A 6,415-nucleotide genomic window follows, 5' to 3' on the forward strand; every position below is an offset into this window, starting at 1 on the left:
GGCCGGTGGGGCCGCGGCCGTACGGGCCGGCCGGCCGCGGACGCGCGGCCCCTGAGGGCGCGCTCCGGGGACGGGCCCGGGGGCCGGCGGTACGCGGGGAGGTGGACCGTGGGCGCGTGGCCCGGGGACGGGATGGCTGCGGCACACGTGCGTCTACTCTCCGCCCCTCGGCCGGATGACCTTGCCGGTCTCGGTCGTCGGCAGCGACGCGACCGCGGTGAACAGATGGGGCACCTGGGCGGGCGAGAGCCGTTCGCGGCAGAACCGCTCCAGTTCGGCGAGGCCGACGGTGTCCGGCGTCACGGTGGCCTTGATGCGCTGCCCCAGCACCGGATCGGCGTGTCCGGTCACCAGACAGGAGGCGACCGCCGGGTGGGCGAGCAGCGCGGCTTCGATCTCCTCTGGACTGATCTTGACGCCCGCCACATTGATGCAGGTGGACAGCCGTCCCGCGAGGACGAGCGCGTCGCCGTCCCAGCGGGCCAGGTCGCCGGTGACGAACCCGCCCCGCAGGGGCCGGGCGTCGACCGTCCCGCCCTCGGCGTATCCGGACATCATCGAGGGCGAGCCGACGGTGACCAGACCGTCGGTCCGGCCGGCCGCCGCCTCGGCACGCGCAACGGCCGTCCCGGCAGGTCCGTCGGCCCGGTCGCCCGGCCCGGCCACCGCCGCGGCCCGTTCCGCCGGTGACGGCGCCGGCCCGGAGCCGCCCCCGTCCGGGTCCGTCAGGCGTACGGCCACACCCGGCAGCGGCGGGCCGGGCCAGCGGAGGTCCTCGCTCCAGGGCAGCGGGGCGCGGACGCAGATGGGCCCGGTCTCGGTGGTGCCGTAGACCTGGCCGATCCGGCCGCCCAGCCGGCTCGCGACGGCCCCGGCCGTGTGGGCGTCCAGCGGCATCCCCGCGGACAGGAACCCGACCGGGGGGCCTGGCAGTTCGTCGCGCGCCGCCTTGGCGAGCAGCCGCAGCATCGGGGGCACACCGACGAAGAGCGACACGCCGGCCTCGGCGAGATCCCGGAGCAGCAGCCGCGGCCGATCGGCCGAGAGGTACCGGACCGGGGCCCCGGCGAGAGGGGCGGCCACCGCGCAGAGGCCGAACCCGTAGGCGTGCTGGAGCGGCACGGGGCAGGCCAGCAGGCCGGACGGGGAGAGGTCCAGCGCCGTGCGGTAGTGATCGGCCTCGGCGAGCAGGGCGGCGGCGGAGCGCAGCGCGGCCCGCGGCACCCCGGTGGTCCCGGAGGTGATCTGTGCGGTGGCGGCCTGCCGGTACGCCTCGTGCCGTCGGTCCGGGCCGCGGCTCAGGGCCCGTTCGCCGTGCACGGCGGCCGCGGTGCGGAGCGTCAGCGGGCTGTCCCGCGGGGTGGCGAGGTGGGTGAGCGGCAGGCGGGCGCGGAGCCGCTCCAGCTCCCATGCGGTGAGCCGGCGCGGCAGCGGGACGGCGACGGCGCCCACGGCGACGATCGCGAACAGATCGCCGATGAATTCGGCGGGCGGCCAGGCGAGGGTGCCCACCAGCGCGGACTCCCCCACGCCGCACGCCCGGTACGCCCGGATCCTGGCGTCCACGCGTTCGACGAGCTGTCGCGCGCCGGTGGCGTGACCACCCTCGATGATCAGGGGGGTGTCCCCCAGTCGCCCGGCCTGTTCGCGGAGGCGCAGGAGCAGTTCCTCCCGCGCCGCGGAGGCGTCCGCCCCGGACGCCGCTGGGGACGTCATCACACCAGGCTGATCAGAGCCCTGCTCAGGGCCCCTGACGCCTTGTCGATGACTTCCCTGGTGTGCGCGGTGCTGAGGAACCAGGGTTCCAGCGCGTTGGGGTGGAAGTAGACGCCCGCCCGCTGGGCCTGCATCTGGAACCTGCGGTGGTGGGAGAAGTCGATGGCGGACGCGGTCTCCCGGAGCCCGGCACCGCTCTCCACGGGGCGCTTGAGGAGGGAGACCGACATGATGGAACCGACCCGGCTGATCAGGACGTTCCGCTTCTCCGCGGCGAACACCTCGCGCAGCGACTGCTCCGCGTAGGCGCCGATGTCCTCCAGCTCCTCGTACAGCCCGGGGGTCGCGCGGATCTTCCGCAGCATGGCGACGACGGCGCGGAGCGCCGCGTGGTTGCCCGCGTACACGCCCGCGTGGTGTGCCTCGTGGGAGGCGAGCATGGTCATCGCGGACTTCCGTCCGCCGAAGGCGGCGACCGGGAACCCCCCGCCGAGGACCTTGGAGAGCACGGTGAGGTCGGGCTCGACGCCGTACCGCTCCTGTGCGCCGCCGCGGGCCACCCGGAAGCCGGTGATCACCTCGTCGAAGACGAGCTTCGAGCCGCTGCGGGTGGTGAGGTCGCGGAGCAGCTCGAGGAATCCCGGCGCGGGCGGGATCACACAGGCGTTGACCAGGACCGGTTCCAGGATGACCGCGGCGATGCGGTCCCCGCAGCGGGCGAAGAGGTCGCGCACCGCCTGCTCGTCGTTCCACGGCAACTGGCGGGTGTGGGCCAGGGCTTCCGGGATCATTCCCGGTGCGCCGGGGACGACGTCGGTCGGTTCGTGGCCCTGCAGATGCAGGGTGTTCTTGCCCACCCGGAGCACGGTCTCGCTCCACCCGTGGTAGTGACCCTCGAAGGTGACCACCAGGGAGCGTCCGGTGGAGGCGCGGGCGAGCCGCAGCACCGAGGCGATGGCCTCCGTACCGGAGTTGGCGAACCGTACCTGTTCCACTCCGGGGACCAGCTCGGCGATGAGGGCCCCGGCCTCCGCGTCCTGCGCGTGGGGCAGCCCGGTCATGTGCCCCTGGGTGAACTGGTCGGCGACCTCGTCCAGGACCTCGCGGTCGGCGTAGCCGAACACATGGGGTCCGTACCCCATGTTGAAATCGACGATCTCGGTGTCCTCGACGTCCCACAGCAGACAGCCCCGGGCCCGCCGGACGACCAGCGGCACCGGAATCGACGCGGCGCGCATGCTGCTGCTGACCCCGCCGGCGACCACCTCTCTGATGTCCTCCAGCAGACCGGCATTCGTCGGTCGGGTGGCGCCCGAATCTCCCACTGCGAACCTCCGTCATCAACGGCTGTGGTGGAACTGGCCTGGCTGCGCACTGATCGAACGACGGCTATCAGCCTGCCGCAAGTGCTCTGCCGCCAACAGCAGGCACATGCGGATTGGCTGGATTGCACGGGTTCGGCCGACAGCTCCCGATGACAGGATTCGGGCTGTGGACGGAGTGGGAGGAGGGGCCGCACGGGCGGAGGGGGCCGCACGGGCGGGAGTGAACACCCCGGTCCCTTTTCCGGGGAACCGGTCCCCTACCGAGGAGGGAAACAGTGCCGTCTCGACCCGTCGCCGTGGTGACCGGGGCCGGATCGGGCCTGGGAGCCGCCGTCACCGTACGCCTCGCCGCGACGCACGATCTGATCCTCACCCACCTCACCGCCGACGACGGACTGGCGCGGACCACCGGCCGTGCGGTGTCCGCCGGCGCCGCGGTGCTGGGTGAGGTGACCGGGGATCTGACGCTGCCGGAGACCATGGACCGGTTCACCGACGGCGTGGCCGCCCACGGGGCCCGGCTGGACGTTCTGGTGTGCAACGCCGGCGCCTATCCGTACGCTCCCTGGGCGGACACCACCCGGGACGACATCCGTGCCGCGATCGAGATCAACCTGCTGGCGCACGCCGCCTGCATCCGGGCGGTCACCCCGCACCTCGTGGCGCGGGCCACCGGCCGGATCGTCGCGATCTCCTCCGTGCTCACCCAGCTGGGGCGGGCCGAACTCGCCCCCTACATCGCGGCGAAGGGCGGGCTGGAGGCGCTCGTCCGGGCGCTGGCCCGGGAGCTGGGCCCGCACGGCATCACCGTGAACGGTGTCCGCCCCGGATCGATCGAGCTGAGTCCCGAGCAGCGGTCCCACCCCGACTATCCCTCCTGGCGGGAGCGGGAGTTCGCCCGTCAGTGCATCAAGCGCCACGGGCATCCGGACGATATTGCTGCTGCGGTGGCGTTCCTGGTCTCTCCCGAGGCGGGGTTCATCACCGGTCAGCATCTGACGGTCGACGGCGGCTGGTACCTCAACTGAGCCGCGTACACGGTGAATCGAGGGCATCGGAACGGATGACGCACACCACCATGCCGCAGCCGCCGGGCGGACACCCGGACGAGGCGCCGCGGGGCCGGTCCGGCGCCGCACTCCCCCACCCGAATCCCCTTCCGATTCCGGCCCCGGCCCCCGCTCCGGACCACGCTCCCGGCGGCCGCTCGCCGGTCCCGGGGGGAGGTTCCGCGGTCTCCCGCATCCTGCTGATCCGGCACGCGCAGTCGCACGCCAGCGTCAACCGGTTGGTCGCCGGGGAGCGGAACTGCGACGGCCTCACCGACCTGGGCCGCGAGCAGTCCGCGCACCTGGCGAAACGTCTGGCCTCGGGGGCGGGGCCGCTGCACGCGCTGCTGACCAGCCCGGTGCCGCGGGCCCGGGAGACCGCCGAGGCCCTGGGCGCCCACCTGGGGATCGGTCCGCCGGCGGTCGACACCGAGGTCCGCGAACTCGACTTCGGCCGGGCCGACGGCCTGTCCATTCAGGAGTACGGCCGGCGCTACGGGGGGTTCGACATGACGGCCGAGCCGGAGCGGCCGTTCGCCCCCGGTGGCGAGAGCTGGTCCCAACTGCTGGGCCGGGCACGTGGGTTCATGGGGCGGCTGGTGCGGCAGCGGCCCCGGCAGAGTGTTCTCGTCGTCTGCCACTCGGGGTTCATCGTGGCGGCCTCGGTGGGGCTGCTGGGCATCGCGCCGCCGGAGATGTTCACCGACACCTCTCCGGCACCGACCTCCATCAACGAGTTCGTGCACGGTGACGACGGGTGGCGGCTGGCGCGTTACGACGACCGGGCGCACCTCACCGCGCTGGAGGGCTGACCCGGGCGATCGCTCCCGTCCCGCCCGGGGTGGTTCCGCCGGAGGTGTCGCCGCGGCGTGCCGCGCGCCGACGGCTTCGGCGGGCCGGCCACCGCGGGCGTGCACCCGGGTCAGTAGCTGTTCCGGGACGAGTCCAGATGCGCGAACACCACCACGTTGTCCTTGTAGTCCATGGCCTTCCGGTCGTACTCGCCCCCGCAGGTGATCACGCGGAGCTGGGGCGATGCGGTGTCGGCGTACACCCGCTTGCTGGGGAAGTTCGCCTTGCTGAAGGTCTCGACGGAGTCGACCCGGAAGGTCACCACCCGGCCGTCCGCCCGGGTGATGTGGATGTCGCTGCCGGGCCTGAGCTTGTCGAGCTGCACGAACACGGCGGGACCGGTCTTGGTGTCGACGTGCCCCGCGATGATCGAGGCGCCGCGCTCCCCGGGTGTGGCTCCGTCCCGGTACCAGCCGACGAGGTTGGTGTCCCCCGCGGGCGGCGCGTTGAGCTGCCCGGAGGCGCCGAGGGTCAGCGGGGTGAACGGCGCGTCGACGGCGATCTCCGGGATCGAGATCCGCTGGGGTGCGGAACGGGGCAGCGACGGGGCCCGGGTGGGGGTGGCGGTGGGCGCATCCGGGGTCACCGGGGCCACGGCCGAGGGCGGGGCCTCCGGTTTGGCGTCCGGCTCGGTGCTGTCGAAGGTGCTGTGGAGGACGAGGGCGCCGGACGCCACGGCTAGGGCGGGCCACAGCAGGGCACGGCCGAAGGGGCGGGACGGGGGCGCGGGACGGGACGGGTTCGGCTGGGGCGGCTTCACCGGAGGCATGGCGGGGATGAGGCCTTTCGTGGGAGCGGATGGAGCAACAGCGCGCGGAGCCGTCGTCCGTCAGGCACCGCGAACGTCTCGGGTTCCGGATGCGACGGGCCCGGAAAGCGGAGCCCGGGGCGGGGGACATGCAGGCGCCGCGGCCACCGCCGGTGAGCGGTGACCGCGACGGCACAGCACATGCCGAGGGGTGCAGGCCGGATCAGACAGCCGCGTCACCCGAGGCGTTGCGGCGGCGGCGCAGCATGTACGCGCCGGCACCGATGCCGCCGAGGGCGAGCGCCGAACCGGCCGCCAGGCCACCGCCGGACTCGGCCAGGCCACCGCCACCGGTGTGCACACCACCGTGCGGCCGACGGCCCTCCCACGACTTCTCGTGGTCCCCACGCTCACGGGATTCCTCGCCGCGCTCACGGCCGGACGACGAACCGCTGTCCTCACGGCTGGACGAGCCGCTGTCCTCGCGGCTGGACGAGCCGCTGTCCTCGCGGCTGGACGAGCCGCTGTCCTCGCGGCGGGAGGACGAGCCGCCGTCCTGGTCCCAGTCGTCGGCCGGCGTCGCGGCGAGGGCCCCGCCACCGGTGTGCATGCCGCCGTGCGGCTTGCGGCCCTCCCACGACTTCTCATGGTCCCCACGCTCACGGGACTGCTTGCCGTGGTCCTCGTCATCCTTCGACGACAGAGCCAGAGCACCACCACCGGTG

General features: G+C 73.7%; 6 protein-coding genes. 2 read left to right on the forward strand and 4 right to left on the reverse strand.

The genetic code is table 11. The features are described 5' to 3' along the window. Positions 1-153: 153 nt before the first annotated feature. Together ACFYYR_RS06055 and ACFYYR_RS06060 are read right to left on the reverse strand one after the other, a co-directional pair. Complete coding sequence (locus ACFYYR_RS06055) at positions 154-1,716, reverse strand: class I adenylate-forming enzyme family protein (protein WP_388847427.1); 1,563 nt, start codon at positions 1,714-1,716, stop codon at positions 154-156. After that, positions 1,716-3,041 (reverse strand): aspartate aminotransferase family protein, encoded by a 1,326-nt coding sequence (locus ACFYYR_RS06060; RefSeq protein WP_388847429.1) that lies wholly within the window; start codon positions 3,039-3,041, stop codon positions 1,716-1,718. Before ACFYYR_RS06060 ends, ACFYYR_RS06055 begins: the two co-directional genes overlap by 1 nt. A gap of 275 nt (positions 3,042-3,316) precedes the next feature. Here ACFYYR_RS06060 and ACFYYR_RS06065 point away from each other — a divergent pair, with 275 nt between their 5' ends. Further along, entirely contained in the window at positions 3,317-4,069 is a 753-nt protein-coding gene (locus ACFYYR_RS06065) for an SDR family NAD(P)-dependent oxidoreductase (protein ID WP_388847431.1), read from the forward strand. A gap of 35 nt (positions 4,070-4,104) precedes the next feature. Continuing rightward, positions 4,105-4,902, forward strand: coding sequence for a histidine phosphatase family protein (locus ACFYYR_RS06070; protein ID WP_388847433.1), 798 nt, complete (start codon positions 4,105-4,107; stop codon positions 4,900-4,902). 110 nt (positions 4,903-5,012) lie between these two features. Here ACFYYR_RS06070 and ACFYYR_RS06075 read toward each other — a convergent pair whose 3' ends face one another. Continuing rightward, entirely contained in the window at positions 5,013-5,711 is a 699-nt protein-coding gene (locus ACFYYR_RS06075) for a class F sortase (RefSeq protein ID WP_388847435.1), read from the reverse strand. Positions 5,712-5,913: 202 nt separating this feature from the next. Then, on the reverse strand, positions 5,914-6,415 hold a 502-nt coding region (locus ACFYYR_RS06080), incomplete at its 5' end, for a hypothetical protein (protein WP_388847437.1).

Origin of the sequence: Streptomyces sp. NPDC001922 (assembly GCF_042891165.1) — a bacterium.
GTDB lineage: Bacteria > Actinomycetota > Actinomycetes > Streptomycetales > Streptomycetaceae > Streptomyces.